26 protein-coding genes and 2 tRNA genes are annotated in these 24,993 nt (G+C 69.3%); 16 read left to right on the forward strand and 12 right to left on the reverse strand.

What is annotated here, in order from left to right:
• Both VG899_17050 and leuA read left to right on the forward strand, forming a co-directional pair.
• Positions 1-697: phosphatase PAP2 family protein (locus VG899_17050; GenBank protein HWA68073.1), on the forward strand; the 697-nt coding region annotated here is incomplete at its 5' end.
• A 149-nt stretch (positions 698-846) separates the two neighbouring features.
• Complete coding sequence (leuA, locus tag VG899_17055; protein ID HWA68074.1) at positions 847-2,529, forward strand: 2-isopropylmalate synthase; 1,683 nt, start codon at positions 847-849, stop codon at positions 2,527-2,529.
• A gap of 7 nt (positions 2,530-2,536) precedes the next feature.
• Here the strand turns inward: leuA and VG899_17060 are convergent, their stop codons facing one another.
• The 6 genes from VG899_17060 to VG899_17085 all read right to left on the reverse strand — a co-directional run bounded on the left by VG899_17060 (position 2,537) and on the right by VG899_17085 (position 7,544).
• Positions 2,537-4,177 (reverse strand): Ig-like domain-containing protein, encoded by a 1,641-nt coding sequence (locus VG899_17060; protein ID HWA68075.1) that lies wholly within the window; start codon positions 4,175-4,177, stop codon positions 2,537-2,539.
• Positions 4,177-4,650 (reverse strand): hypothetical protein, encoded by a 474-nt coding sequence (locus VG899_17065; protein ID HWA68076.1) that lies wholly within the window; start codon positions 4,648-4,650, stop codon positions 4,177-4,179. Before VG899_17065 ends, VG899_17060 begins: the two co-directional genes overlap by 1 nt.
• 7 nt (positions 4,651-4,657) lie before the next feature.
• Complete coding sequence (locus VG899_17070) at positions 4,658-5,245, reverse strand: hypothetical protein (protein ID HWA68077.1); 588 nt, start codon at positions 5,243-5,245, stop codon at positions 4,658-4,660.
• Positions 5,246-5,273: 28 nt separating this feature from the next.
• Positions 5,274-5,729, reverse strand: coding sequence for a hypothetical protein (locus tag VG899_17075; protein ID HWA68078.1), 456 nt, complete (start codon positions 5,727-5,729; stop codon positions 5,274-5,276).
• 180 nt (positions 5,730-5,909) lie between these two features.
• Positions 5,910-6,608, reverse strand: coding sequence for a response regulator transcription factor (locus tag VG899_17080; protein ID HWA68079.1), 699 nt, complete (start codon positions 6,606-6,608; stop codon positions 5,910-5,912).
• A 27-nt stretch (positions 6,609-6,635) separates the two neighbouring features.
• Entirely contained in the window at positions 6,636-7,544 is a 909-nt protein-coding gene (locus VG899_17085) for a DMT family transporter (GenBank protein ID HWA68080.1), read from the reverse strand.
• 23 nt (positions 7,545-7,567) lie between these two features.
• On the opposite strand from VG899_17085, the gene VG899_17090 reads away from it, so the two are divergent.
• From VG899_17090 to cimA, 4 genes are all read left to right on the forward strand, one after another.
• Positions 7,568-8,614 carry a 3-isopropylmalate dehydrogenase gene (locus VG899_17090; GenBank protein ID HWA68081.1) on the forward strand — a complete coding sequence of 349 codons (1,047 nt, stop codon included), beginning with the start codon at positions 7,568-7,570 and terminating at the stop codon, positions 8,612-8,614.
• Positions 8,615-8,623: 9 nt separating this feature from the next.
• A complete protein-coding gene (locus VG899_17095) occupies positions 8,624-9,703 on the forward strand; it encodes a branched-chain amino acid aminotransferase (GenBank protein ID HWA68082.1) in 1,080 nt (359 codons plus the stop codon).
• Between the two features lie 35 nt (positions 9,704-9,738).
• A complete protein-coding gene (purT, locus tag VG899_17100; protein ID HWA68083.1) occupies positions 9,739-10,899 on the forward strand; it encodes a formate-dependent phosphoribosylglycinamide formyltransferase in 1,161 nt (386 codons plus the stop codon).
• A gap of 162 nt (positions 10,900-11,061) precedes the next feature.
• On the forward strand, positions 11,062-12,642 hold the full coding sequence (gene cimA / locus VG899_17105; GenBank protein ID HWA68084.1) for a citramalate synthase: 1,581 nt from the start codon (positions 11,062-11,064) through the stop codon (positions 12,640-12,642).
• Positions 12,643-12,658: 16 nt separating this feature from the next.
• On the opposite strand, the gene VG899_17110 is transcribed toward cimA, so the two are convergent.
• The gene (locus tag VG899_17110; GenBank protein ID HWA68085.1) at positions 12,659-13,285 is read right to left on the reverse strand and encodes a hypothetical protein; all 627 of its coding nucleotides are present in this window, start codon (positions 13,283-13,285) and stop codon (positions 12,659-12,661) included.
• Between the two features lie 92 nt (positions 13,286-13,377).
• Here VG899_17110 and VG899_17115 point away from each other — a divergent pair, with 92 nt between their 5' ends.
• From VG899_17115 to VG899_17135, 5 genes are all read left to right on the forward strand, one after another.
• Positions 13,378-14,301 carry an aldo/keto reductase gene (locus VG899_17115; protein ID HWA68086.1) on the forward strand — a complete coding sequence of 308 codons (924 nt, stop codon included), beginning with the start codon at positions 13,378-13,380 and terminating at the stop codon, positions 14,299-14,301.
• On the forward strand, positions 14,302-15,060 hold the full coding sequence (locus VG899_17120) for a fumarylacetoacetate hydrolase family protein (GenBank protein HWA68087.1): 759 nt from the start codon (positions 14,302-14,304) through the stop codon (positions 15,058-15,060).
• Positions 15,057-16,493, forward strand: coding sequence for a glutamate--tRNA ligase (gene gltX, locus VG899_17125; protein ID HWA68088.1), 1,437 nt, complete (start codon positions 15,057-15,059; stop codon positions 16,491-16,493). The genes VG899_17120 and gltX overlap by 4 nt, the downstream gene beginning before the upstream one ends.
• Positions 16,494-16,523: 30 nt before the next feature.
• A tRNA-Gln gene (locus VG899_17130) sits at positions 16,524-16,595 on the forward strand.
• A 34-nt stretch (positions 16,596-16,629) separates the two neighbouring features.
• Positions 16,630-16,702 (forward strand) — tRNA-Glu (locus tag VG899_17135).
• Between the two features lie 43 nt (positions 16,703-16,745).
• Here VG899_17135 and VG899_17140 read toward each other — a convergent pair.
• The 3 genes from VG899_17140 to VG899_17150 form a co-directional block, all read right to left on the reverse strand.
• Positions 16,746-17,297, reverse strand: coding sequence for an HNH endonuclease (locus VG899_17140; protein ID HWA68089.1), 552 nt, complete (start codon positions 17,295-17,297; stop codon positions 16,746-16,748).
• 167 nt (positions 17,298-17,464) lie between these two features.
• Entirely contained in the window at positions 17,465-18,982 is a 1,518-nt protein-coding gene (locus VG899_17145; GenBank protein HWA68090.1) for an adenylate/guanylate cyclase domain-containing protein, read from the reverse strand.
• A gap of 15 nt (positions 18,983-18,997) precedes the next feature.
• Positions 18,998-19,705, reverse strand: a complete 708-nt coding sequence (locus VG899_17150) for an IclR family transcriptional regulator (GenBank protein HWA68091.1) — start codon at positions 19,703-19,705, stop codon at positions 18,998-19,000.
• A gap of 48 nt (positions 19,706-19,753) precedes the next feature.
• Here VG899_17150 and leuC point away from each other — a divergent pair, with 48 nt between their 5' ends.
• The 3 genes from leuC (at position 19,754) to VG899_17165 (ending at position 22,370) form a co-directional block, all read left to right on the forward strand.
• The gene (gene leuC, locus VG899_17155; protein HWA68092.1) at positions 19,754-21,124 is read left to right on the forward strand and encodes a 3-isopropylmalate dehydratase large subunit; all 1,371 of its coding nucleotides are present in this window, start codon (positions 19,754-19,756) and stop codon (positions 21,122-21,124) included.
• Positions 21,125-21,141: 17 nt separating this feature from the next.
• Positions 21,142-21,729: a 3-isopropylmalate dehydratase small subunit gene (gene leuD / locus VG899_17160; GenBank protein HWA68093.1), complete on the forward strand. Its 588-nt coding sequence runs from the start codon at positions 21,142-21,144 to the stop codon at positions 21,727-21,729.
• A 167-nt stretch (positions 21,730-21,896) separates the two neighbouring features.
• Entirely contained in the window at positions 21,897-22,370 is a 474-nt protein-coding gene (locus VG899_17165; protein ID HWA68094.1) for an HU family DNA-binding protein, read from the forward strand.
• Between the two features lie 20 nt (positions 22,371-22,390).
• On the opposite strand, the gene VG899_17170 is transcribed toward VG899_17165, so the two are convergent.
• Together VG899_17170 and cofC are read right to left on the reverse strand one after the other, a co-directional pair.
• Positions 22,391-22,603, reverse strand: a complete 213-nt coding sequence (locus VG899_17170) for a hypothetical protein (GenBank protein HWA68095.1) — start codon at positions 22,601-22,603, stop codon at positions 22,391-22,393.
• Positions 22,600-23,247, reverse strand: coding sequence for a 2-phospho-L-lactate guanylyltransferase (gene cofC / locus VG899_17175; GenBank protein HWA68096.1), 648 nt, complete (start codon positions 23,245-23,247; stop codon positions 22,600-22,602). Before cofC ends, VG899_17170 begins: the two co-directional genes overlap by 4 nt.
• A gap of 9 nt (positions 23,248-23,256) precedes the next feature.
• Here cofC and VG899_17180 point away from each other — a divergent pair, with 9 nt between their 5' ends.
• Together VG899_17180 and VG899_17185 are read left to right on the forward strand one after the other, a co-directional pair.
• Complete coding sequence (locus tag VG899_17180; GenBank protein HWA68097.1) at positions 23,257-23,985, forward strand: lysophospholipid acyltransferase family protein; 729 nt, start codon at positions 23,257-23,259, stop codon at positions 23,983-23,985.
• Entirely contained in the window at positions 23,982-24,992 is a 1,011-nt protein-coding gene (locus tag VG899_17185; GenBank protein ID HWA68098.1) for an NAD(P)H-dependent glycerol-3-phosphate dehydrogenase, read from the forward strand. The genes VG899_17180 and VG899_17185 overlap by 4 nt, the downstream gene beginning before the upstream one ends.
• Position 24,993: the final 1 nt, after the last annotated feature.

Raw genomic sequence — 24,993 nt, forward strand, 5'->3', positions numbered from 1 at the left:
CCATGACTTCGCGCGATGGGGTTGGCTGCTGCGCGAGTTCGTCCTGCTCAACGTGCTGTTCATCCTGTGGCGGATCGTCGGCCACGTCTCGCTGTTCCATCGAGCCGGCGCCTTCGGTCGAGGCCGCTGGCTGTGGCACGCCGAACGGGTGTCGCATCTGCCCAGCGAGGCGACGCTCCAGCGGCAGATCCTGGGGCACGCGACCTGGGACCGGATCCTCAACGGCTACTACGCGTGGGCGCACATCGCGGTCTTCGCGGCGGTGCTGCTCTGGTTGATGATCTGGCATCGCGACGTCTACCCGAAGTGGCGAAACCTGGTCTTCGCCTTCACCGGCATCTCACTGCTCATCGGCTTCCTACCGGTCGCGCCGCCGCGGTTGATCCCGTCATTCGGCATGGTCGACCTCGCTGCGCGCTACCACCAGTCGGTGTACGACGGCCTCGGCCACGGCATCACCGACCAGCTCTCGGCGATGCCGTCGGTCCACGTCGGCTGGGCCGTTCTCGTCGCGGCAGGGATCGTCTGCGTGCTGCGCACGAGGTGGCGCTGGCTGGCGCTGCTCTACCCGGTTCTCACGACGTACGTGATCGTCGTGACGGCCAACCACTACTGGCTGGACGGGGTCGGCGCAGTGCTGCTTTTGGCCGTCGTCTATTTCGGGATGCGCCGACTCGACGAGAGTTTGGTACCGTGATCAACGAGATGCGCGCGCTCCTGCTCCTTACCCGCCCGTAGCGGGGTCGACCACCGGCCCCCCGCTGCGGGAGTCGGCCGTGGTCGCAAACCACTCGAGGCCTGAAGCGCCGGTTTGCCATCCGATCCGAATCGACTGGAGCAAACCCAATGACTGGCATGGCCAAGCACACCCGCTACACCCCGTTCGCGCCCATCGACCTGCCCGACCGCACCTGGCCGAGCAACGTGATCACCGCACCGCCGCAGTGGTGCAGCGTCGATCTCCGTGACGGCAACCAGGCGCTCATCGACCCGATGGACTCCGAGCGCAAGCGCCGGATGTTCGACCTGCTCGTCGACATCGGCTACGACGAGATCGAGGTCGGCTTCCCGGCCGCGAGCCAGACGGACTTCGACTTCATCCGCAGCCTGGTCGAGGACGACGTCGTCCCCGACCACGTGACGATCCAGGTGCTGACACAGGCCCGCGAAGAGCTGATCGAGCGCACCTGCGAGTCGCTGGTCGGATTCAAGGGCACTGCGCTGATCCACCTCTACAACTCGACGTCGACACTCCAGCGGCGCGTCGTCTTCGGGCTGGACAAGGACGGCATCAAGGACATCGCGGTACGCGGCGCGCAGTGGTGCCAGAAGTACGCCGAGTCCCTGCTGGGTGCCACCAACGTCCGCTGGCAGTACTCACCCGAGTCGTTCACCGGCACCGAGCTCGACTACGCCGTCGAGGTCTGCGAAGCCGTCATGGACGTCTGGGAGCCCAGTCCCGACCGCAAGGTCGTGCTCAACCTGCCGGCAACGGTCGAGATGGCGACGCCGAACGTGTACGCCGACTCGATCGAGTGGTTCGGCCGCAACGTCGCCCGGCGGGACAGCGTCGTCCTCAGCCTGCACCCGCACAACGACCGCGGTACGGCGGTGGCGGCCGCCGAGCTCGGCGTCCAGGCAGGCGCCGACCGGGTCGAGGGTTGTCTGTTCGGGAACGGCGAGCGGACCGGCAACGTCTGTCTGGTCACGCTCGGGCTGAACATCTTCAGCCAGGGCATGGACCCCGGTATCGACTTCTCGGACATCGACGAGATCCGGCGCACCGTCGAGTACTGCAACCAGCTGCCGGTTCACCCGCGGCACCCGTACGGCGGCGACCTGGTCTACACGGCGTTCAGCGGCTCCCATCAGGACGCCATCAAGAAGGGCTTCGAGGCCCTGGAGCGCGACGCGGCGGAGGCCGGGGTGCCCGTCACCGACTTCACGTGGGGCGTGCCGTACCTGCCGATCGACCCGATGGACGTCGGTCGCAGCTACGAAGCGGTGATCCGGGTCAACTCGCAGTCCGGCAAGGGCGGCGTCGCCTACGTCATGAAGTACGACCACCACTTCGACGTGCCGCGCAGGATGCAGATCGAGTTCTCGCGGATCGTCCAGACGATCTGTGACAACGAGGGCGGGGAAGTCGCTCCCGACAAGATCTGGCAGCTGTTCCAGGAGACCTACCTCGACCGCGAGACCCCGCTGCGGATCGACAGCTACACGATCGAGTCCGGTGAGGTCGACGTCATCACCGCCCGGGTCAGCGTCGACGGCGTGGTGCGTGAGGTCAGCGGATCCGGCAACGGCCCGATCGCCGCGCTCGTGCATGCCCTCGAACGCAACGGCATCGCAGACGCGCGGGTGCTGGACTACCACGAGCACGCGCGCAGTGCCGGTGAGGAGGCGCAGGCCGCCGCGTACCTCGAGGTTGCGGTCGGCGGTCAGGTGTTCTGGGGATGCGGTGTCCACTCGAGCATCACGACCGCGTCCCTGCTCGCGTTGGTGAGCGCGATCAACCGGGCGTGAGCCCGGGCTAGCTGTGCCCGGTCAGCGTCTGGCCGTTGACGGTCGCGGTGGCGGAGAAGGAGCTCAGTGTGAGCAGCGCACTGAACTGCGTCGACACCGTCTGCCCGTTGGCGATCGAGACGTTGACCGGGCCGAGCAGCCCGCCTGAGACGCTCACGCTGATCGCGCTTCCGGTCGTGTTCACCACCGGCTGGCCGAGCGCGTTGATCATCTCGACGTTGCCCGTCGACAGGACCGGCGGCAACCCGGAGAGGTTGACGAACGCCAGGGCGACCGGTGGAAGCGGTCCGGCGGTGAACGTCACCGCCGAGCTCGTCCCGGTGTTGCCGACCGCGTCGGACTGCGTCGCCTGCACCGTGTACTGACTGCCGGCGGTCAGGGCGCTGCTCGCGGCCACCGACCAGGAGCCCGACGTCTCGGTCGTGGTGCGGGTCTGGACCGGGGTACCCGTCGCATTGGGCCCGGCGTAGATCTTGACGGTGACCGTCGAGGAGTCCGCACTCTGCGTCGTCCCGGCCGCCTGGTTGCCTGCGGTGCCGGTGAAGGTCGGCGTCAGCGAGGTCGTGATCGACCCGGCGGTTGGTGCCGTCACGGTGACCGAGGGCGCCCGGCTGTCGATGACGAACGTCGTGGTCGCCGTCGCGGCGTTTCCCGCGGCGTCACTCTGACTGACCTGCGCCGTGTACTGCGCGTTGCCGGCGAGAGCAGGTGAGGGCGTGACCGACCAGCTGCCCGAGGTCACGTTGCCGCTGATGGTCTGCACCGGGGGGCCGGTTGCCGTGCCACCTGAGTAGATCGTCACGGTCACGGTGGCTGCATCCGCGCTGTGGCCGGCGTCGGCGACCTGCGTGCCGGCGGCGCCGGAGATCGTGGGCGTCGTCGATGCCAGGTATGCGCCGTTGCTCGGCGCGGTGACGGTCGGCGCGGGTGCGGCGGTGTCCTTGACCGCAGTGACGGCCAACGTCGTGGAGCTGCCACCGGCGTTGGTCGACCATGCGGTGACGGTGAGGTGACCGTCGTGCAGCGAAGACAGGTTCAGCGCGGTGAAGGCGGTCGTGCCGGCGCCGCTCGGCGCTGTCTTGGCGCTCGGCGTGACGGTCGTCGTGCCGTCGCTCACGGTCAGATGGACCATGTCGGCGGCGGTCGAGGTCGCCGGCAGGGTGACGTCGATCTCGACGCTCGAGGCGTTCGCAGCGTCGATGTACGCCTGCCCGGTGCCGCCGCCGACGACGGTGACGGCAGTCGGGGCGGCCGGCGGGGTCGTCGCGCTGACGATCGCGGTGGCGGCGGAGATCCAGCTCGACAGCGTGCTGTACACGTCGTACGACGGGGTCGTGCCGGGCGTGACGCCGGTCACCGAGCAGCTCCCGGTTGCACCGCTGATGGTGCAGGCCGCAGTGGAGGTCGTGCCGTGGGGGTAGGCGACGTAGCCGGTGGCGGCGGGCGCCGAAGGGCCGCTGGTGACGGAGATCGTGATGCTGGTGGCGCTCGCCGCGGTCGCGGAGGCCGCGATCGGCGCGCCGAGCGTCGTCGACGTGGCGAGCTGGCTCGCCGTACCCGTCGCCGTGAAGAAGGCGAGGGCGGAGGCTGCGCCGGCCACGGCGAGTGCCGCAGTGACGGCGAGGACGGAGTAGAAGCGGCGCCTCATCACAGGTGCGCCGTGCCGGTCAGCGGGACGACGAACGTCGTTCCCTGGCAGCCGTCAGCCGCCGCGGTGGTCATGGAGACCGTTCCGGTCGCCGTTCCTGACTGGCCGGGGGTCAGCGCACCTGATGGGAGGGCGCCCACCGCGAAGGTGACGACCGCGGGGTTGCAGCTGCCCTTGCCGGTGGTCTGGATCGTCGCGGTGCCCGACTGCGTCAGGGAGGTGACCGTGAGGTTTCCCGAGGTGGTGTTCTTCAGCGTCACGCTGACCGCAACGTTGCCGCCGGGGTAGAGCCCCGCGAGTGGTGCGGTGGTGACTGCGAGGGTGACCGTCCCGGTGGAGGACCCCCCGGTGCCCGCTGCCCGACCGGACCAGTAGGCGTTGGCAGTGCCCGCGCCCGCCGCACCGATGGCGACGAGGGCGAGCGCGACCGCGGTCCCGCGCTTCGCGCGCGATGAGATCCGGGAGTGCGACATCGGTCGGTCAGCCTTGCCGTGCGGTGGCGTGGAAAGTGAGGGGGAACGACGCGTCCTTGCACGCGTTCTGGTTGGTGGGGAGGTCGAGCATCGAGATCCGCAACGGGATCCGGGCCGCCGCGCCGGGCGCGAGCTCGTAACGCGTGGCGCCTGGCGCCGAGGAGCGGTATCCGGTGACCCGGATGCTCGTGGCCGCGCGGCAGGCCTTCGTCGCATCACCGACGGTGACGCCGGCGGAGGTGATGCGCGCGGGCCGGGAGCCGAGGTTCACGATCGACACGACGACGGGTCGGCTCACTCCGGGTGACAGAGCGCCTTTCTCGCGGCCGGTCACGGTGATCGCCACCGGCGCCGATGGCGCGCTGTGCCGGCTCGTCGACCGCGCCGTCTGCGAGTTGCCGGGCATCGGGTTGCGCTCTCCCGCCGGAGGGTTCGCGGTCGCGCCGCAGCTGTTGCCGCAGCCGTTCAGCCGCAGGACGGCCGTGACCAGACCGGCAAGGAGGACGGCGAGGACGGCCAACCACAGCCACAGCAGCCCTGGGCGACGTACGTCGTCTTGCTCAGGTCGTCTGCGTTGGATCGCGTGGTCCGTCATCGCCGTCCTCCTCGGCCGGCACGAGAGGTCAGCTGACGCTGTAGGTCACCGGGATGGTCTGCGACTTGCAGGCGTCCTGGTTGCTGCTGGTGTCGTTCATCGTCAGGGTGATGCCGGTCCAAGCGCCGACGCCGCTGCCTGGGGCGATCTCGGCGTTGACCGGGGCGGTGCCGGTGATCGTGAAGTCGCCCGCCACGCAACCTTCAGGCAGCGTGCCGAGGGTGGCCGTGACGGTCCCGACGTACACCTTGCCGGAGTTCGTGTTGTTGAAGTCGCCGGACAGCGTGACGCTGCCGCCCGGGTACAGGCCCGAGGAGGTGCTGGTCTGCACGACCGCGACGTTCTGGACGCTGCCGGTAGCCGCGGTTCCCGACCCGCTGCCGGTGGAGGTCCAGTAAGCGAGGGCGATGCCGCCGCTGGTCAGGGCAAGAGCGCCACCGCCGAGGATGGCGGCTGCCTTCTTCTTGTTGTTGATCTTTCGCATTGTCTGCTCCGCTCGCGTTGTGAGCCCCCCAAAGCGGGGCACCGACGTCAAAGGTGACGGCCTCGGCGCAACAGTTACGCGACGGATTCACAACACTTGGACAACTTCCGGTTCCGCAGTCCTGGACCGGATTTGTCCCGGTTCGTACGCCGCGCTCCGGTGGCCGGGCGACGCGTCGGGTCAGCCTTCGAAGCGGTAGCCGACTCCGCGAACCGTCTGCAGGTAGTGCGGCCGCCTCGGGTCCGCTTCGATCTTCGTGCGCAACCGGCGGATGTGCTCGGTGACGGTAGACGGGTCCTGCCACCTCGTGGAAGAGCCCCACACCTGGTCGAGCAGCTGCTCGCGGGTGAAGACCCGTCGCGGGGACCCGGCGAGCAGGGCCAGCAGGTCGAACTCCTTCGCCGTGGTCTCGACCACCTCGCCGTCGACAACGACCTCGCGCGCGGCGATGTCGATGGTCAGTGCGCCGTAGCGCAGCCGCTTGCTCGGCGCCGGCGAGGCGCCTTCCTGGCGGCGCATCACGGCGTAGATCCGGGCCACCAGCTCCGCGCCGCTGAACGGCTTCACGACGTAGTCGTCCGCTCCCATGCGCAGGCCGAGGACTCGGTCGGTCTCACCGCCTCGCGCGGACAGGAAGATGATCGGGATGTTGTCCCGGCGGCGGATCTCGGTCATCAGATCGAAGCCGCTGATCTCCGGCATCATGATGTCGAGCAGTACGACGTCCGGCCGGCGTTCGCTGATCGCGGTCAGCGCGCCGCGGGCATCCGCCACACACTCCACGGCGAAACCCTCGTCAGTGAGCAGCGCCTCGACGAGATCGCGAGTCGGTGCGTCGTCGTCGACCACGAGGACGTGCAGCTGCCGCCTCGTACGCACCATGCCATGGTACGAACGGCGGCGGACTCAGCCGGGGCTGACGAGCGGCTCGTCGACGATCGGGTCGAGCGGCTCGGACTCGCCGGCCACACGTCTCGCGGTCGCGAAGTAAGAGCCGGCGAGCACGAGCGGGAAGCCGACGATCATGCCGGTCGTCACGTGCTCGCCGAGCACGGCCACGCCGAGCGCGATCGCCACTGCGGGGTTGACGTAGGTGATCACCGTCGCTCGCGTGGGACCGATCTCGGCGATCAGCCAGAAGAACACCACGAACGCCAGGGCGGTGCAGATCAGCGCCAACCCGATCACGGACCAGATGACCTCTTCGGTGAGGTGATGGGGTGGGCGAGCGATGGCGACCGGCGCATAGACGACCGCGGTGATGCCCAGTGAGGCGGCGACGACGCCGAGGCCCGGTGCGTCGCCGAGCCGGTGCGTGAGCACCAGGGGGCCGAGCGCGTAGCCGACGGACACCAGCCCGATCTCCCCGACCGCCGCCATGTCGACCTTGCCGACCTGCAGCCCGACGAGCGAGGCCACCCCGGCGATCCCCACGAGCAGGCCGGCCCACCGTTGCGTCGTCATCTCCTCGGCGAGGCCGAGCAGCCGGGTGATCGCGATCCCGACCAGCGGCACCGCGGCCACCAGCAGCCCGGCGAGTGAGCTGGTGAGGTGCTCCTCGGCGCTGCTCAGCAGCAACCAGGGGATCGTGAGCTCGACCGCCGTGTAGACCAGCACCCACCGCCAATGGCCGCGCAGCCCGCCGAACGCGCCGCGACCTGCCGCGACTGGTACGAGCAGCAACGCCCCGATCGCGGTCCTGGCGAACACGAGGTCAGCCGGGCTGAGGTCGCGCACCGCGATCCGGATCAGCAGGTAGGGCAGGCCCCAGATCACGCACATGGCCGCGAACAGCACCGCGCCACGTCGCGTCACGGGGCCAACATTACGATTCGAGGGTGACGAAGAGCGCGCGTATTGCTGTCGTGCCCGGTGACGGGATCGGCCTCGAGGTCGTCGCGGAGGGCCTCAAGGTGCTGCACGCCGCGGTGGAGCCCGAAGGGGTCAAGGTCGAGACCACCGACTACGACCTCGGCGCAGCTCGCTACCACCGCACCGGCGAGACGTTGCCGGACAGCGTGCTCGAGGAGCTTCGCCAGTACGACGCCATCCTGCTCGGCGCGGTCGGCGACCCGACGGTGCCGCCGGGCGTGCTGGAGCGCGGCCTGCTGCTCAAGATCCGGTTCGCGTTCGAGCACGCGGTCAACCTGCGGCCGGTGAAGCTCTACCCGGGCGTCAGCACGCCGCTCGCCGGATCGGGCCCCGCCGAGATCGACATGGTGGTCGTCCGGGAAGGCACCGAAGGTCCGTACGTCGGGGTCGGCGGATCGATGCGCCAGGGCACCCCCCAAGAGGTCGCTACCGAAGAGAGCGTCAACACGCGCTACGGCGTCGAGCGCGTCGTCCGGGACGCGTTCCGGCGCGCCGCGGCCCGCCCACGCAAGAAGCTGACGCTGGTGCACAAGACCAACGTGCTGGTCCACGCCGGCAACCTTTGGCAGCGCACGGTTGACGCGGTCGCGCCGGACTTCCCGGACGTCACCGTCGACTATGCCCACGTCGACGCGGCCTGCCTCTACATGGTCACCCAACCCGAGCGGTTCGACGTGGTCGTCACCGACAACCTGTTCGGCGACATCGTCACCGACCTGGGCGCGGCGATCGCCGGTGGCATCGGGCTGGCGGCGAGTGGCAACCTCAACGTCGACGGGACGGCACCGTCGATGTTCGAGCCGGTGCACGGCAGCGCACCCGACATCGCCGGGCAGGGCATCGCGGATCCGACCGCCACCGTGCTGTCCGTCGCGATGCTGCTCGACTCGCTCGGTTTGGGCGATGCCGCGAAGCGCGTCGAGGCGGCCGCCGCGGCAGACCTCGCTGAGCGAGGGGGCGCCCAGCGGCGTACCGCCGAAATCGGTGATGCGATTGCGGCGAGGCTGACCTAACCTCGACCCATGGGTCTCGAGTTCAGCGTCGAGCCGACGCAGCAGCCAACCACGCCCGAGCGACTCGCGGAGATCCTCGCCGCGCCGGGGTTCGGCAAGGTGTTCACCGACCACATGGTGACGGTCGAGTGGACGCCCGACGCGGGCTGGCACGATGCGCGGGTACGCCCGTACGGGCCGCTGCCCATGGACCCGGCAAGTCACGTCTTCCACTACGGCCAGGCGATCTTCGAGGGATTCAAGGCTTACCGGCAGCCCGACGGCGCCATCGCCACCTTCCGGCCGGAGTTCAACGGGGAGCGGTTCAACCGCTCGGCGCAGCGCCTCGCGCTCCCGGAGCTGGCGGTTGAGGACTTCGTCGCGGCGTCTGACGTGCTCGTCGCGCAGGACGCCGACTGGGTGCCGCGAAGCGACGACGCCAGCCTTTATCTGCGGCCCTTCATGATGGCGACCGAGGTCGGTCTCGGCGTGAAGCCGTCCTCCCACGTCACCTTCCTCGTGATCGCCTCGCCCGCCGGCCCGTACTTCGCGTCCGGGGCCAAGCAGGTCACGATCTGGCTGTCCGAGGACTACACCCGTGCCGCCCCCGGCGGGACCGGCGCGGCGAAGTGCGGCGGGAACTACGCCGCGAGTCTGGTCGCGCAGCAGGAAGGCATCGCCAACGGGTGCGAGCAGGTGCTCTTCCTCGACGCCGTCGAACGGCGTTGGGTCGAGGAGCTCGGCGGGATGAACCTGTGGTTCGTGCAGGACGACGGCACGATGCTGACCCCCGAGCTCACCGGCACGATCCTCGAGGGCGGCACCCGGGATGCGCTGAAGGTGCTCGCGGCCGAGCTCGGCCACGAGATCGAGGAGCGTCGCGTCGACATCGACGAATGGCGCAAGGGCGTCGACGCCGGTCGCATCACCGAGGTGTTCGCCTGCGGGACCGCCGCGGTGATCGCCTCGGTCGGCACGCTGAAGTGGCACGGCGGCGAGGTGACCCTGCCGACCGAGACGCCGGTGGCGACCGCGTTGCGCAGTGCCCTCGTCGACCTCCAGTACGGCCGCAAGCCCGATCCTCACCACTGGATGCACAAGGTCTGCTAGCGCGTACCCCTGCGCTTCGTCGTACCCTGCGCGACGTGGTGCGACTGCTGCTGCTCGGTTCCGGCGAGCTCGGCAAGGAGATCACGCTGGAGGCCGCGGCGCTCGGCGTCGAGGTCGTGGCGGCCGACCGGTACGACGACGCGCCCGCGATGCAGGTCACCCCGCATCGCCGCGTGGTCGACCTGCTCGACCCTGATGCCGTGCGCGCACTGGTCGAGGAGACCAAGCCGGACTTCGTCGTACCCGAGGTCGAGGCGATCGCCACCGACGCCCTGGTCCGGCTGGAAAGTGAAGGCTGGGTGGTTGTCCCGACCGCGCGTGCGGCCCGCCTGACGATGGATCGGGAGGGCATCCGGCGGCTTGCCGCCGAGACGTTGGGCCTGCCGACGTCGCCGTACCGGTTCGCGGCGTCCGAGGCCGAGTACGTCGCGGCGGTCGAGGCGCTGGGACGTCCTTGTGTGGTCAAGCCGGTGATGAGCTCGTCCGGCAAGGGCCAGTCGGTGGTCGGGGTGGACGACGACCCGATGGCCGCGTGGCGCTACGCCCGCTCGTCCGGCCGCGTCACCGGCCAGCCGGTCATCATCGAGGGCTTCGTCGAGTTCGCCTACGAGATCACGATGCTGACCGTCCGGCATGCCGCGGGCACGACCTGTTGCCCGCCCATCGGTCATCGCCAGGAGGCGGGCGACTACCGCGAGTCGTGGCAGCCGCAGCCGATGTCGGAGCTTGCCCTGGCGCGAGCGACACAGATCGCGGTCGCGATCACCGACGGGCTCGGCGGCCGCGGCATCTTCGGCGTCGAGCTGTTCGTCACCGCCGACGACGAGGTCCTCTTCAGCGAGGTCAGTCCACGACCGCACGACACCGGGCTGGTGACGCTGCTGAGCCAGGGCACCAGCGAGTTCGGGCTGCACGTGCGCGCGATCCTCGGACTTCCGGTGCGCGCCGACGATGTCGCCAGCCGCGGAGCGTTCGCGAGCGCGGTCGTGCTCGCCGACGCCGACATCGAGGCCCCGGCGATCTCCGGGGTCGATGCCGCCCTCGCCGGTGCGCTCACCAAGGTGCGGGTGTTCGGCAAGCCGTCCGCCCACCCGGGCCGGCGCATGGCCGTCGCCGTGGCGGGTGGCAGCGACATCGACGACGCCCGGGCGCGGGCGCGTGCTGCTGCCGGGCGCATGTCGGTCGTCAAGGCTTGACCTTTGGCCTCGACGTGGCGAAGACTGAAGGCGTGACGCAGTTCGCCACGATTATTTCTGGGCGCGTCGGCTAACCACACCAGCCGACGCGCAACCCTCCGCTGCCCTTGTCGGGTCGGGGGGTTTTTTGTTGGACCAACGCTTCCTCGAAGGGACGAGCCGGTGACACTCACCGACCTGCACGTCTACGACACCACGCTTCGCGACGGGTCGCAGCGCGAGAGCCTGTCGCTGTCCGTGGACGACAAGCTCGCGGTGGCCGCGCACCTGGACGCGCTCGGCGTCGGCTACATCGAGGGCGGCTGGCCCGGCGCCAACCCCAAGGACGAGGCGTTCTTCCGGCGCGCCGCGGCCGGCGAGCTCGTGCTGCGCAACGCGACGCTCGCGGCGTTCGGTGCCACCCGCAAGACGGGTCTGGTCGCGGCGGACGACCCGCAGGTCCGTGCGCTGGTCGACGCGCAGACGCCGGTCGTGACGCTCGTCGCGAAGTCCCACACCGGTCACGTCGAGCGGGCGCTTCGCACGACGCTCGCGGAGAACCTCGAGATGATCCGCGACACGGTCACCTTCCTGCGCGGTGAGGGCCGCCGGGTGTTTCTCGACGCCGAGCACTTCTTCGACGGCTACCACCTCGACCGCGACTACGCCCTCGAGGTGCTCGCGACGGCGGCGGAGTCCGGCGCGGAGGTCGTCGCGCTGTGCGACACCAACGGCGGCATGTTGCCGACCCGGCTCGCCGAGGTCGTGAACGAGGTGGTCGGCTGGCTCGGCCACCCGCAGACGCGCGTCGGGATTCACGCGCACGACGACACCTCATGTGCGGTGGCCAACTCGCTGGCCGCCGTACAAGCCGGTGCCACCCATGTGCAGGGAACCGCAAACGGGTACGGCGAGCGCGCGGGCAACGCCGACCTGTTCTCCATCGTCGCCGGCCTCGAGCTCAAGCTCGACCTGCCGGTCCTGCCCGAAGGGGCGATCACCGAGCTGGTCCGGGTCAGCCACGCAATCGCGGAGCTTGCCAACATCGCGCCTGATGACCACCAACCGTGGGTTGGCGCGAGTGCATTCGCTCACAAGGCGGGTCTGCACGCGTCGGCGCTCAAGGTTGACCCGGACCTCTACCAGCACATCGACCCGGCCGCCGTCGGCAACGACATGCGGATCCTCGTGTCCGAGCTGGCCGGTCGCGCGAGCGTCGAGCTCAAGGCCCGCGAGCTCGACATCGAGGTCGATCGCGAGGTGGTCGGCAGGGTGATCGAGCGGGTGAAGTCGATGGAGGCCGCGGGGTACTCCTTCGAAGCGGCGGAGGCGTCCTTCGAGCTGATGCTGCGCGAAGAGGTCGACGGCGCCCGATCGCGTCCGTTCAAGCTTGAGTCGTATCGGGTGATCAGCGACGGGCGAGGCGAGGGCAACGAGTCCTCCGAGGCGACCGTGAAGCTGCACGTCGGCGAGGAGCGGGTCGTGGCGGTCGGCGAGGGCAACGGCCCGGTCAACGCCCTGGACATGGCGCTGCGCAAGGCGTTGGAGCGCTTCTACCCGCAGCTGGGCAAGCTCGAGCTGGTCGACTACAAGGTGCGGATCCTCGAAGGTGCGCACGGCACAGGCGCGGTCACCCGGGTGCTCGTGCGCACCTCGGACGGGGAGCGCTCCTGGGACACGGTCGGCGTCGACGAGAACGTGATCGCGGCGTCGTGGCAGGCCCTCGACGACGCGTACGCGTTCGGCCTGCTCGACAAGGGGTGACGAGCGGCGTGCGGGCTCAGTACCGCACGGCGCCGAGTCGCGGACCGCGCTGCCAGGTCAGGCCGCCGTCACTCGACACGTAGCGCCGGGTCGGGAACGTTCCCGACCGATCCGGATCGCCGAGCGCCCGCACGGTCAGTTCGCCGTTGCTGACCGCGGCGCTCTGCACGCCGGCCGGGAAGTCGGATGCGAACCACTTGGCGCCGCGGTCGGTCGTCGTCTTCACGAAGTTGCCGCCCTGGCCCCAGGCCATCAGCGTGTGGTCGCCGAGTGCGGCCAGGCGGCTGGTGACGTCCGGCGCGTCGGCGGCTGGTCGGTAGAACATCGGGCCGTCGATGCGCCAGTGCGTGCCGGCGTCGGTCGACAGCGCGGGATAGACCGCGCCCGCGGTCGCCGGACCTTCGGCGAGGCCGGCTCGCACCTGCCCGCCGAGGCTGACCCGCTGCGAGACGGCGGTCGCGGCGATCGGACTGCCGCGGTGGAGACCGCCTCCCGCGTTGGCGAGCTTCACGTTGATGCGCGTTGCGTGGATCGTCGACGGGAACGCGTTCGAGCCGCTTGCCGCGGCGGGAATCGCGCCGAGCAGTGTGGTCAGGGCGGCGCAGGGAAGGAGCAGGTGGCGGGACGTCTTGCGTGTGGCCATGGTGGCCTCCTTTGTCGCCCATGAGACGCGGTGATGATCATCTCGGTTTACCTGCTCCCGCGGCGCGCTCGTAGGGTGGGCGGGTGAGTGAGATGCGGTTTCGCCGGCTCGGCCGCTCCGGGTTGACCGTCTCGGTCGTCGGGATCGGCTGCAACAACTTCGGACGCCGAATCGACCTCGCTGCCACTCGCGAGGTGGTGCACGCCGCTCTCGATGCGGGTGTCACGTTGTTCGACACGGCAGACATCTACGGCGAGTCCGAGGACTTCCTGGGGGAGGTGCTCGGCGCCGCGCGGGCCGACATCGTGCTGGCCACGAAGTTCGGCATGGACATGGGTGGGAAGCTCGGCCCCGACTGGGGGGCGCGCGGCTCACGGCGCTACATCCGCAAGGCCGTCGAGTCCTCGCTGCGGCGGCTGCGTACCGACTGGATCGACCTGTATCAGATGCACGCTCCCGATCCGGCGACGCCGATCGCGGAGACGTTGGCGGCGCTCGACGAGCTGGTCGACGAGGGCAAGGTGCGCTACATCGGGTGCTCCAACTTCAGCGGCTGGCAGCTGGTCGAGGCCGAGTGGACGGCGCGGACCGCGGGCCTGGAACGCTTCGTCAGCGCGCAGAACCACTACAGCCTGATCGAGCGCGGCGTCGAGGCGGAGCTGGTTCCGGCCTGCCGCCAGTACGGGGTCGGGGTGCTGCCGTTCTACCCGCTGGCCAACGGCCTGTTGTCCGGCAAGTACCGCCGCGGCGAGCAGGCGCCGGAGGGTACGCGGCTGGCCAGCCGAGCGGACTGGCTGACCGAAGCCCGCTTCGACCAGGTCGAGGCGCTGTCGGCGTACGCCGACGAGCGCGGCATCTCGTTGCTCGACGTGGCGATCGGCGGCCTCGCAGCGCAGCCGACGGTGGCCTCCGTCATCGCGGGAGCGACCAAGCCGGAGCAGATCAGGGCCAACGTTGCGGCCGGGCAGTGGGTGCCGAGCGCCGACGATCTGACCGCGCTCAATAAACTGCACTGAGTGCAGATCGCCCGGTTCTCCCACGACGGTGCCGTCTCGTTCGGCGTGATCGAAGGCGACACGGTCGCGCAGATCAGCGCCCATCCCTTCGGCGCGATCGAGTTCACCGGCGGCCGCGCGCCGCTGTCGGCGGTGAAGCTGCTGGCGCCGGTGCTGCCGAGCAAGGTCGTCGCCATCGGCAAGAACTACGCCTCGCACGCCGCTGAGATGGGCGGCGAGGTCCCCGAGCAGCCGTTGATCTTCCTCAAGCCGTCGACCTCCGTGATCGCCGGCGGGGACGAGATCGCCTCCCCACCGTCGTCGGAGCGCGTCGACTACGAAGGCGAGCTCGCAGTCGTGGTGGGGCGGCTGTGTCGTGACGTGCCGGTCGAACGGGCGATGGACGTCGTGCTCGGCTACACCTGCGCCAACGACGTGACCGCTCGTGACCACCAGAAGACAGACGGACAGTGGTCGCGGGCCAAGGGCTACGACACGTTCTGCCCGCTCGGTCCCTGGATCGAGACCGACCTCGACCCCGCGGACCTTCGGATCACCACCCGGCTCAACGGTGAGGTCAAGCAAGACGCGCGCACCTCGATGATCGTGCACAAGATCCCGCAGCTGATCGCCTACATCACCGCATGCATGACCTTGCTGCCGGGCGACGTGATCCTGACCGGCACGCCGGACGGGATCGGCCCGATGCAGATCGGCGACAGCGTCGAGGTGGAGATCGAGTCGATCGGCGCGCTCACCAACCGCGTGGTCGCTCGGTGAGCGTCCGGCTCCGGGTTGCGCCCTCACCGACCGGTGACCCGCACGTCGGTACGGCGTACATGTCGCTGTTCAACCTGGCGTTCGCCCGGCAGCAGGGCGGGGCGTTCATCCTGCGGATCGAGGACACCGACCGGGCGCGGTTCGACGCGACCAGCGAGCAGCAGGTGTACGACACGTTGCACTGGCTGGGGCTCGGTTGGGACGAGGGTCCTGACATCGGGGGGCCGTTCGCGCCGTACCGCCAGTCCGAGCGGCTGGCTTCCTACCAGCCGGTGGTCGAGACCTTGCTCGCCAGCGGTCACGCCTATCACTGCTGGTGCTCGTCGCAACGGCTGGCCGAAATGCGGGAGGCACAGCAGAAGGCGAAGCAGCCCACGGGCTACGACCGGCTGTGTCTCGGGAAGACCCGTGACGAGCGGGCCGCGCTGCCCGGGTTCTCCGAGACGCCGGTCATACGGATGCTCGTTCCCGACGACGTGCCGCTGACCTTCACCGACCTGATCCGCGGTGAGGTGACTGCTCCGCGCCCGGACGACCAGGTCTTGATGAAGACCGACGGGTTTCCCACCTACCACCTCGCCAACGTCGTTGACGACCACGAGATGGGCATCACCCATGTCGTACGCGGCGAGGAGTGGATCGCCTCGACCCCCAAGCACGTCCTTCTCTACCAGTGGCTCGGCTGGGAGCAGCCTCGCTTCGCCCACATGCCGTTGCTGCGCAACACCGACAAGTCGAAGATCTCCAAGCGCAAGAACCCGGCTGCGCGGCTCACCTGGTTCGTCGAGCAGGGCTTCCTGCCGGAAGCGCTGCGCAACTTCCTGGCGCTGATGGGCTACTCGCTCGGCGAGGACCGCGAGATCTTCACCTTCGAAGAGATGGTCGCGACCTTCGACTGGGGGCGGGTGAACCCGGTCGGTCCGGTGTTCGACGTCGACAAGCTGCGATGGCTGTCCGGTCACTACATGCGGGAGCTGTCCGCCGAGGACGCTGCTGCCCGCCTGGTGTCATTCATGGGTATCGACGGCGATGCGGCCGCCATCGTGACCAAGGCGACGCCGCTGGTGCAGGAGCGGGTCTCGACGTTGTTGGAGGCGGCCGAGATGGTCGGCTTCCTGCTCGACGAACGCTTCGTCGTCGATCCGGATGCGGCGGCCAAGCAGCTGGGGCCGGAGTCCAAGCCGGCGCTCGAGGCCGCCCACTCCGCGCTCGAGGCGGTCTCGTCGTTCACCACCGCGGAGATCGAGACCGCGCTACGTGGCGCGCTCGTCGACGGGCTCGGTCTGAAGCCCAAGAACGCCTTTGGTCCGGTGCGTGTCGCCGTCACCGGCAAGACGGTCTCGCCGCCGCTGTTCGAGTCGATCGAGCTGATCGGCAAGGACCGGACCTTGGTGCGTCTCGACGCGGCGTTGAACCAGGTGCGCCTGGGCTAGAGTGGTCGGCGGCCCGCGAGAGCGGGCCCTTGGGGTATGGGGTAATTGGCAGCCCGGCTGATTCTGGTTCAGCTAGTCTAGGTTCGAGTCCTGGTACCCCAGCGATGTACCGGACTGAGCGACAATCGGTCCGCTCGCCCTCGTCGTCTAGTGGCCTAGGACGCCGCCCTCTCAAGGCGGTAACGGCGGTTCGAACCCGCTCGAGGGTACGTTTACCAAGTTGAGAGGCCCGGCCTTCCGGTCGGGCCCCCATCATTTTGAAAGTAGATCTGGGGCGTACCGGCGAAGCAGCTCGACCGCGAACGCGATCTTGTCTGCAACCCGCTGTCCACGGGGTTGCCACCGGCTCCACAGCTCGAGATTCTCCGGACGATTGTCGAGGCGGTCGCCCGAGCGGTGGTGGACGCTCTCGTCAGGCCACAGTGGCCTATTGAGAAGTTGGGCCATCACGAACCGATGTTCGAGGGCTTGGCTGTCGCCACCAGTCAGATAGCGCATCTCGGGGGGAACATTGACGACGTAGTACCCATGGCTGATGTGGCGGTCGCCGGCGGGCGGGCGGATGGGCTGCTCCGCGCGCACGTCGCCGCCCGCCATCTGGCGACGGTAGTGCGGAGCGCACAGTCCGCGGGCGTAGATCGTTCGCTCACAGGTGCCGATCTTGCAGGTGCCTTGTGTCTTCCGCCCCAGCGGACGCTCGGCTTGAACATGTCCGAGCCGTTTCCACCGCTGGTAGTGGCCGTGGCACCAGCCGCGTTCTTTCGCGTCACGTTCGCAGCCATCGACGGAGCACTTCTTGATCATCTCTCGATCGTCCCCACCGGCCCTGACAGGACTTGCCTTACTGGCGTCGAGCCTGTGGACGGGTGGACGCCTAGGTGAAGTGGTGACGAGTCATGTGGGTGCGCCCGCCTTGCGGCGTTCACCCGCATTGCCGGCTCGCGCAATCGGCCGTTGCGCGAGACGGAACGCTACTCAGCCGCCGACCGACTCGCTGAGCTCTCGGGCGGCGTCGACTTGCGGCGTTCACGTGCGTTCCCGATTCGCACGATCGCTCGGTTGACCTTCGGCAACCGCCGGGCCGCCTGCAGCGTGAACCGATCGAGGATCGTCGCTTCAGTTCGTTGAATCGGCACCGTTCCGTCCTGGTCGGCTGCGACGTCCAACCGGAACAGCTCCCACGCTCCCGGGACCCCCTTGAGCGCGTGGCTGCCGCAGGGGGAGAAGCGCAGGCCCGACCCCGCCACGAGATCCCGGACGGTCTGCGTCACCAGGATCTCGCCGGCTCCTGCCTTGCTGGACACCCTCGCGCCGATGTGGACCGTCATGCCGTGGAAGTCGATACCGCTGCGCTCGATCTCCCCCGCGTGGGACCCCGCGCGCACGTCCAACCCAAGCTCGCTGGCGGAGTCTCGAATCCTGCATGCGGCTCGCAGTGCCTGGACCGGGCCATCGAAGACGCTGAAGGTTCCATCTCCGATGACGTTGACCAGCTCGCCGCACTCAGCCTCGACGTGCAGCCGGACGAGTCGCTCGTGCGCCGCGCGAAGCTCGCCGTACCTTTTGTCTCCCAGCTCAGCGAGCAGGTCCGTCGAGGACACGACATCTGTGAACAACACGGTGCGGAGCAGCCGGTTTGCATCAGTCGGCATGACCGATCCGGTTGTCGCCTCCATGATCTCGTCGATCATCGGGGCGTAGGACTCGCCGAATGAAGCGCCGGGCAGCGTCGGCGCCATGACGTGGAGTGTCGCGTTGGGGATGAGGTCGACGAAGTGTCGGGTCACGGCGATCGGGATCGGGCTTGACGGTTTGCGTAGCACGCGAGTGGGGACCTGCACCGCGCGGCAGATCTCGGTGAGGTCCGTGTGCATCAGCCAGTCCCAATACGCCATGGCCTTGGCCGGGCTCGCTGAGCACCTCTCGTTGAGGGCGAACAGCCGTCGGTTGTATGGCGTCGCCAGCACGTAGTCCCACATGTCGACGGTCGCCCCGGTTCCCCAGCGATCGAAAGCCTCTCGATACCCCAACTCGAACGCCGCCATTTCGTCGGCGGTCCACCCGACAGGCCGCGCTGCGCTCGCGAGACCTTGCGCGAATGGGTTGATGAGGACGAGTTCCTTGACGCGGGATGGCTCGCGTGCGGCCACCATTGCGGCCGCGCCGCACAGCCCGAACATCGAGGCGATCACGACGCGTTCCATCCCCACCGCGTCCATCACGGCCAGCAGGTCCGACGCCTGCTGCTCGAGTGTCGGGATGTATGCCGTCGTTTCGGACAGTCCGATCCCTCGCATCTGAAGCATCGCGAGCCTGATGTACGGCGCTGCGCCCTCGAGCGCCTCGTGCAGATGCGGATCGGACCAGATCAGGTCGAGGTGGCTGTTCACCTCCATGAACAGCAGAACGTCGGCTGGGCCATCGCCGATCACCTGGAAGGCGAGCGACGTCCCGTCTCGATCGAGGTAGCTCGTCTCCGGGGAGACCACGAGACGGAACCCTACTCAGCCGCCGACCGACTCGCTGAGCTCTCGGGCGGCGGCGACGACCGCTGCGGCGTGGAGCCTTCCCGGCGTTCGGGTCAGCCGGTCGATCGGTCCTGACACCGAGACGGCCGCGACGACTCTGCCGTCGCCGTCGAAAACGGGTGCGGACACCGAGGCCACGCCCGCCTCGCGTTCACCGACGCTTGCCGCCCAGCCTCGCCGGCGCACCGCGGCGAGCGTGGCGGGGGAGAACCGGGCGCCTTCTGGCGGAGCCTCACCCGCGGTCGACCACGCCAGCAGAACCTGGGCCGCCGAGCCCGCGGACATCGGGAGATCCGCCCCCACCGGAACGGTGTCGCGCAACCCGCTGGACCGTTCGGCCGCCGCGACACAACGGCGTACGTCGCCGACCCGCCGATACAGCTGCGCACTTTCCTGTGTTCGCGCGGAAAGCCGTTCCAGTACGTCGCCGGCAGCGCGCAGCAACGGATCAGGCCGGCCGTTCGCGGCGAGGTCGAGCAGCGCCGGCCCCAGCGTGAAGCGCCCATCGGCATCGCGCTCGACGAGCCCGTGCACCTCGAGGGCGACCGCGAGGCGGTACGTGGTGGCCCGCGACAGTCCGGCCCGCTCGACCAGCTCGGCCAAAGAGGCCGGCCCGGGCCGCAGACACTCGAGGACGTGAACCGACTTGTCGAGCACCCCTACGCCGCTGCTACGCTGTGCCATATAGCAATACTGCTGTATCAAGATATGAGACGCAACTAAGGAGCGCCCATGGCTCGCACAATGGCCGAGAAGGTGTGGGACAACCACGTCGTCCGCCGCACCGAAGGCGAGCCGGACCTGCTCTACATCGACCTCCACCTCGTGCACGAGGTCACCAGCCCGCAGGCCTTCGACGGGCTGCGGGCGTCGGGACGTCAGGTCCGTCGTCCCGACCTCACGATCGCCACCGAGGACCACAACGTGCCGACCACGTCCGGCCCGATCGTCGACCCGGTCAGCCTCGCGCAGGTCGAGGCGCTGCGGCGCAACTGCGAGGAGTTCGGCATCCGGTTGCATCCGATGGGTGACGCCGGCCAGGGGATCGTGCACGTCATCGGTCCGCAGCTCGGTCTGACCCAGCCTGGGATGACCGTGGTCTGCGGAGACAGCCACACCAGCACCCACGGAGCGTTCGGCGCGCTGGCGTTCGGCATCGGCACGAGCGAGGTCGAGCACGTCCTCGCCACGCAGACGCTGCCGCTGCAACGGCCCAAGACGATGGCGGTCGAGGTGGAAGGCGCACTCCCGCCAGGGGTGAGCGCCAAGGACCTGGTCCTCGGCATCATCACCCAGATCACCACTGGCGGCGGCCAGGGCCACGTCATCGAGTTCCGGGGCGAGGCGGTTCGCGACCTGTCGATGGAAGGCCGGATGACGGTCTGCAACATGTCGATCGAGGCCGGCGCCCGCGCGGGCATGATCGCGCCGGACGACACCACGTTCGCCTACCTGAAGGGTCGGCCCAACGCACCAACGGGCGCGGACTGGGACGCGGCGGTTGCTGCCTGGCGTGAGCTGGCGACCGACGAGGGAGCCGTCTTCGACAAGGTCGTGAAAGTCGACGCGACCAAGCTCTCGCCGTGGGTCACCTGGGGAACCAACCCGGGCCAGGGCGCCGCGTTGTCCTCCGACATCCCGCAGCCCCGTGACGCCGCCGACGAGCGTGCGCTCGAATACATGGGCCTGACCGCCGGTACGCCGCTGCGCGAGGTGAAGGTCGACACGGTGTTCGTCGGCTCCTGCACCAACGGGCGGCTCGAGGACTTGCGCGCGGTCGCCGAGGTGCTGCGCGGCCGCAAGGTCGCCGACGGCGTACGGATGCTTGTCGTTCCCGGGTCGGTCGTGGTCAAGGACGCCGCCGAGTCCGAAGGTCTGCACGAGATCTTCGCGGCTGCCGGCGCCGAATGGCGCGGCGCCGGGTGCTCGATGTGTCTCGCCATGAACCCCGACAAGCTCGCCCCCGGCGAGCGAAGCGCGTCCACGTCCAACCGCAACTTCGAGGGCCGCCAAGGCCCCGGCGGCCGGACCCATCTGGTGTCGCCGGCGGTGGCTGCCGCGACGGCGGTTGCCGGCCACCTGGCTGCCCCGGCCGACCTGTAGAGCGAAGGGACCTCGCCATGGAGAAGTTCACGACCCACACCGGTCGCGCAGTGCCGCTGCGTCGTAGCAACGTCGACACCGACCAGATCATCCCGGCCGAGTACCTCAAGCGTGTGACGCGCACCGGCTTCGAGGACGGATTGTTCGGTGCGTGGCGTCAGGACCCGTCGTTCGTGCTGAACGACGACCGGTACGACGGCGCGACGATCCTCGTCGCGGGACCGGACTTCGGGACCGGTTCCTCGCGCGAGCACGCGGTCTGGGCGCTGCAGGACTACGGCTTCCGCGCGGTGGTCTCCTCGCGGTTCGCCGACATCTTCCGGGGCAACTCGTTCAAAGGCGGACTGCTCACCGTCCAGCTCCCCGAAGACGTCGTCGGGGCCTTGCAGGACCTCGTGGAGGCCGACCCGTCGACTCCGGTCACGGTCGATCTCGAGGCTCGCGAGGTGCGGGCGGGCGCGATCTCGGCCGGCTTCGAGATCGACGACTACACCCGCTGGCGGCTGATGGAAGGGCTCGACGACATCGGCCTCACCCTGCGCCACACCGCGGACATCGACGCCTTCGAGGCGAAGCGTCCGTCGTGGCTGCCGGTCACCGCCTGACGTGTCGAAGTAACCCACACGGCCTAGTCGGGCCGACGTCGGGCACGAATGCGCTGCGACACAACAAAAAATGCGGGTCGCGATCGTTGTGCGCGTCGCGTTTAAGGCCTAGCGTCCGCGTCAGGTCGAGGGCAGTCAGTCCTCGACGTCGACTGCGGAGGATGCACGTGAACAGGGCCGAACTGATCGACGCCATTCGCGACCGGCTGGGCGCGGACAAGCGGACGGCCGAGGACGCGGTAGACGCGGTGCTCGACACCATCCAGCGAGCGGTCGCCGCGGGTGAGCGAGTGGCGATCACCGGCTTCGGGGTGTTCGAGAAGGTCGAGCGCGCTGCTCGTACCGGCCGCAACCCGCGCACCGGCGCAACGGTGAAGGTCAAGGCGACCGCGGTGCCGAAGTTCCGGCCCGGCACCCAGTTCAAGGGCGTCGTCAGCGGCGCGGTGAAGCTCGGCAAGGTGACCGACGCCGCGACCAAGGCGGCGGCCAAGTCCACCGCCTCCACCGCGCGCAGCGCCGCGAAGACGGCTTCCGCCGGTCCCCGCAAGGCCGCGGCAGCGGCGAAGACCGCCGCCAAGAAGGCCGCGAAGGCGCCGGCGAAGAAGGCCCCCGCCAAGAAGGCCCCCGCCAAGAAGCGCTAGCCGCCAGCCCGCTCGAGGAGTCAGGCCGGGTCGGGGAAGGTCGCGATCGTCAGCGACCTGACCCGGCCCGCCTCGTCGAGATCGAGTCGCACTCGCTGCCCGGTGCGCAGCAGCCGCAGCCCCGACCGGTCGAACGCGCCCGCGTCGAACTCCACGGCGGCGCCGGAGTCGAGCAGCACGTCCCCGCTTCGTGTCGCCTCGTCGAAGCGGCGTACCGTCGCCTGCACCGTCATTCGTTCCACACCGCCGGAAGCGACCGCAGCGCCGCGGCGCTGCTCGCCCCGATGCCGAGGCGGACGGCTGCCCGCAGGTCCTCGACGGTGTCGACGTCGCGACGAAGTGACTCCGGTGCGAGCGGGGTGAGGTCGTAGGCCCCCGCGGCGACATGAGCCGCGAGAGACGAGACGCCGAACTGTGGCGTGAAGCTCGCGACCGACTCCGCACACAACAGCGTCGTACCGGTGCCTTGCTGGTCGGCGACCACGGCGCGGGCGTGGCGTTGTGCCTGTTCGAGCACGACCGAGAGGTCCGCCGGGCGCAACGCGGGCAGATCGGAGGACAACGCCGCCACTCGCGCAGTGGCGGCACTTCGCGCGCCGTGGCTCAACGCCGCGTTGAGGCCGGCGTCGGGTACGTCGGCGACGATCGTCACGTCGAGTTCTCGCAGCGCCTCTCGTGCCCGGCCGTCATCGGTGACGACGACGACCATCGCCACCCGCTCGCAGCCGAGGGCCGCGGTGACGGTGTCGACTGCCATCGTCACGGCCAGCGTCGTGCGGGCCGCGACGTCGACCGCAAGCCGGGTCTTCGCGATCTCCACCCGCTTGACCGGCACGATCAGCGACCAGCGGTCCGCTTGCTGGGACATGTCTGGCATCCTCGCAGGATGCGGTATGGGCGCCTCGGATTCTGGTACCGCCTGGTCGTCGTGGTAGTGAGTCCGTTCCTTCGGCTCACCACCACTCGCGACTGGCGTGGTGCCGAGCGGGTGCCCAAGTCGGGCGGCGTGATTCTCGCCGCGAACCACGTCAGCTACATCGATCCGTTCGCCCTCGGTTTGTATGTGCTCGAGGCCGGGCGCACCCCGAAGTTCCTGGCGAAGTCGTCGCTGTTCGAGCATCCGCTGACGCGGCGCATCTTCATCGGTGCCAACCAGATCCCGGTCTATCGAGGTACGGCGGACGCCGCCAACGCGCTGTCGGCCGCCATCGACGCGGTCAACGCGGGCGAGTGCCTGCTCATCTACCCGGAGGGCAGCGCCACCCGTGACCCGGACTGCTGGCCGATGAAGGCGCGTACCGGTGTCGCGCGGCTCGCGCTCGAGACCGGCGCACCCGTGATCCCCATCGCCCAGTGGGGCCCGCAGAAGCTGTGGCGTTACAAGGCGAAGCTTCCGAACCTGGCACCGCCGCGCAAGCGCATGCAGCTGCTGGCCGGCGAGCCGGTCGATCTGTCGGCCTACCGCGGACGACCCGTCGACGCCGAGCTGCTCCGAGAGGTGACGGAGCTGGTCATGGCGAAGATCACCGAGCTGCTCGTCGAGCTTCGCGGCGGCACCCCGCCGGCACAGACCTTCGACCCGAAGGCATCGAGCAACCCGGAGGCTGCGGCGTGACGCGTGCGGCGGTGATCGGAGCCGGCTCCTGGGGGACCGCCTTCGCGCAGGTGCTTGTCGACGCCGGCACCGACACCGTCATCTGCGGACGCCGGCCCGAGCTCGCGGACGCGATCAACGACCGGCACGAGAACCCGGACTACCTGCCGGGAATCGCGCTGTCCTCCGGTCTGCGCGCGACCGCGAACCCCGACGAAGCACTGGCCGGCGCAGAGATCGTCGTCCTCGCGGTGCCGTCGCAGACGCTGCGCGCGAACCTCGTCGACCTGGTCGACCGGCTGCCTCGCGACGCGACGTTCGTCAGCTTGATGAAGGGCGTGGAGCTCGGGACCGACAAGCGGATGACCGAGGTGATCCGCGAGGTCGTCGGCGTGCCGGAGGACCGGGTCGCCGCCGTGACCGGACCGAATCTCGCGAAGGAGATCGCTCGCCGCGAGCCGGCCGCCGCCGTCGTCGCGTGCACTGACCTCGAGGTCGCCGGCGTGGTGCAGCTCGCGTGCAACGCCGGCTACTTCCGGCCCTATCGCAACCACGACGTGATCGGCTGCGAGTTCGGCGGAGCGGTCAAGAACGTGATCGCCCTCGCGGTCGGGATGGCAGCCGGCCTCGGCCTCGGCGACAACGCGCGCGCCTCGCTAATCACCCGTGGCCTGGCGGAGACGGCGCGGATCGGGGTGGCGCTCGGCGCCGAGCCACTCACCTTCGCCGGCTTGGCCGGCATGGGCGACCTGGTCGCCACCTGCTCGTCGCCGCTGTCACGCAACCGGACCTTCGGGGAGGACCTGGGTCGCGGGTTCACCGTCGAGCAGGTCGTCGCCAAGACCAAGCAGACCGCCGAAGGCGTGAAGTCGTGTCGCTCGATCCTCGACGTCGCCCGCCTGCACAACGTCGCGGCGCCGATCACCGAGCACGTCGTGAAGGTGGTCGTCGACGGCATGACGGTGCAGGACATGTTGACGTCCCTGCTGTCGAGCGATCCCAAGCACGAGCAAGACGCGGACGTCTGAC

It is taken from the genome of Mycobacteriales bacterium (assembly GCA_035550055.1).
GTDB lineage: Bacteria > Actinomycetota > Actinomycetes > JAFAQI01 > JAFAQI01 > DASZTV01.